Source organism: Kitasatospora sp. MBT66 (assembly GCF_000710405.2).
GTDB classification, from domain to species: domain Bacteria; phylum Actinomycetota; class Actinomycetes; order Streptomycetales; family Streptomycetaceae; genus Kitasatospora; species Kitasatospora purpeofusca.
In genome coordinates this window covers 392,659-395,035 of the sequence record NZ_JAIY01000003.1, presented here as the reverse complement: position 1 = coordinate 395,035, position 2,377 = coordinate 392,659, and the positions used below count along the sequence as shown (strand labels likewise).

3 protein-coding genes are annotated in these 2,377 nt (G+C 76.6%); 2 read left to right on the top strand and 1 reads right to left on the bottom strand.

Features of this window, described 5'->3' with window-relative positions; genetic code table 11:
• Positions 1–198, bottom strand: a 198-nt coding sequence (locus tag BI06_RS52835) for a hypothetical protein (protein ID WP_206743629.1), incomplete at its 3' end; no start/stop codon positions are given.
• A 195-nt stretch (positions 199–393) separates the two neighbouring features.
• Here BI06_RS52835 and BI06_RS03685 point away from each other — a divergent pair.
• Both BI06_RS03685 and BI06_RS03680 read left to right on the top strand, forming a co-directional pair.
• The gene (locus BI06_RS03685; protein WP_043465014.1) at positions 394–1,563 is read left to right on the top strand and encodes an exonuclease SbcCD subunit D; all 1,170 of its coding nucleotides are present in this window, start codon (positions 394–396) and stop codon (positions 1,561–1,563) included.
• The coding region (locus BI06_RS03680; RefSeq protein WP_043465010.1) for an AAA family ATPase at positions 1,560–2,377 on the top strand (818 nt) is incomplete at its 3' end. The genes BI06_RS03685 and BI06_RS03680, both read left to right, overlap by 4 nt.

The following is a 2,377-nucleotide window of genomic DNA, read 5'->3' as shown; positions in this document are numbered from 1 at the left end:
ACGCCGCTCCGCGCCGGGGCCGGGGCCGGGGCCCCACAGCCGCACCACGGGCGCGCGCCACCGCTCCCGGCAGCCACCCGCACCCGGACGCCGACCCCGCTCCCGGCACCGCTCGCGGCGCCGCTCCTGCTCCTTCCCCCGCTCCCTCGCCTGCCGCTGGTCCGGGCCCTCGAACCCGCTCCACGTCCGCTCTCGCACGGTCGTCTCCCTCCGTCGTCGGTACTCGCACACCGGCCCCACGAGCCCCTCGGCTCCCGGCGAACGCGACCATACACACCGTCACCGACAATCGACCCGGAGTGATGCCGGGGAGCCTGCGGGCCCGGCCCGGGGACCGTCTGCGACACCCGTTCCGGACCGGGTTGTCGGTGGCGCCCGTTATGGTCGGGAACCATGCGACTGCTGCATACCTCCGACTGGCATCTCGGACGCTCGTTCCACCGGGAGAGCCTGCACGACGCCCAGCGCGCCTTCCTGGACCACCTCGTGGCGGTGGTCCGGGACGAGCGCGTCGACGCCGTGCTGGTCGCCGGTGACGTGTACGACCGAGCGCTGCCGGGCCTGGAGGCGGTGGCGCTGTTCGACGACGTGCTGCACCGGCTGGCCGACCTCGGCGTGCCGACGGTGTTCATCAGCGGCAACCACGACTCGGCCCGCCGCCTCGGCGTCGGCGCGGGCCTCATCGGCCGGGCCGGGGTCCACCTGCGGACGGACCCGGGCGAGTGCGCCGAGCCGGTGGTGCTGGCCGACGCGCACGGGCCGGTCGCCGTCTACGGGCTGCCCTACCTGGAGCCCACCCTGGTCCGGGAGCGGTTCGGACTGGCCCGCGGCGGGCACGCCGCCGTGCTCGGCGCGGCGATGGACCAGGTCAGGGCCGACCTCGCGGCCCGCCCGCCCGGCACCCGCGCGGTGGTCCTGGCGCACGCCTTCGTCACCGGCGGCGAGCCCAGCGACAGCGAGCGCGACATCGCGGTGGGCGGGGTCGCGGCCGTGCCAGCCTCGGTCTTCGACGGCGTGCACTACGCCGCGCTCGGCCATCTGCACGGCTGCCAGACCCTCGCCCCGCACCTGCGCTACAGCGGCTCCCCGCTCGCCTACTCCTTCTCCGAGCACGAGCAGCGCAAGAGCATGTGGCTGGTCGACCTCGCGGCGGACGGCGCGGTCACCGCCGAGCGGGTGCCCTGCCCGGCCCCCCGGCGGCTGGCCCGGCTGCGCGGCCGGCTGGACGAGCTGCTCACCGACGAGCGGTACACCGCCGACGAGCAGTCCTGGGTGCAGGTCACCCTCACCGACCCGAGCCGACCCACCGAGCCGATGGAACGGCTGCGCCGCCGCTTCCCGCACACCCTCCAGCTGCTGTTCGACCCGGAGGAGAGCACCGCCGCCGCCTCCCCCTCCTACGCGGCCCGGGTCAGCGGACGCACGGACCTGGAGATCGCCGAGGGCTTCCTGCGGCACGTCCGCCCCGGCGCCGAGCCCGACCCGGACGAGCTGGGCTGGCTGCGCGAGGGCTTCGAGCGCGTCCGGGAGACCACCGACCGGAAGGCGGAGCTGCCCCGATGAGACTCCACCGGCTGACCGTGACGGCCTTCGGCCCCTTCGCCGGCCCGGAGACGGTCGACTTCGACGCCCTGGCCGCCGGCGGCCTGTTCCTGCTGCGCGGCGCCACCGGCGCGGGCAAGAGCAGCGTGCTGGACGCGGTCTGCTACGCCCTCTACGGCGAGGTGCCCGGCACCCGCCGGGCCAACCGGCTGCGCAGCGACCACGCCGAGCCCGACCGGCTGACCGAGGTCCGGCTGGAGCTGACGCTCGGCGGCCGCCGGCTGGAGATCGTCCGGATCCCCGAGCAGCCCCGGCCGAAGAAGGTCGGCACGGGCATGACCGTCGAGCGGGCCCAGACCCTGTTGCGCGAGTGGTCGGCGGACGGCGCGGGCACCGGCGCGGCCGGGCCCGGCTGGCGGGCGGTCAGCAAGTCGCACCAGGAGGCCGGCGAGGAGATCCACCGGCTGATCGGGATGAGCCGGGACCAGTTCTGCCAGGTGGTGCTGCTGCCGCAGGGCGACTTCGCGCGCTTCCTGCGCGCCGACTCGGAGGAGCGCGGCAAGCTGCTGCGCCGGCTGTTCGACACCGAGCGGTTCCAGTCCGTCGAGGCCTGGCTCGCGGAGCAGCGCCGGGCCCACGAGGCCGCCGTCCAGGCCGGGCGCCGCCGGCTGCGGGACTTGGCCAGCAAGGCCGAGCAGGCGGCCGGGCCGGGCGCCGAGCCCGTCGAGGGCCCGGTGGCGGCCGAGGAGGACGCGGCGCCGAGCGCGGCGGCGGACGCCGAGCTCACCACGGGGGTGCTGGGCTGGGCGGCGGTGCTGCGCGGCGGCGCGGCCGA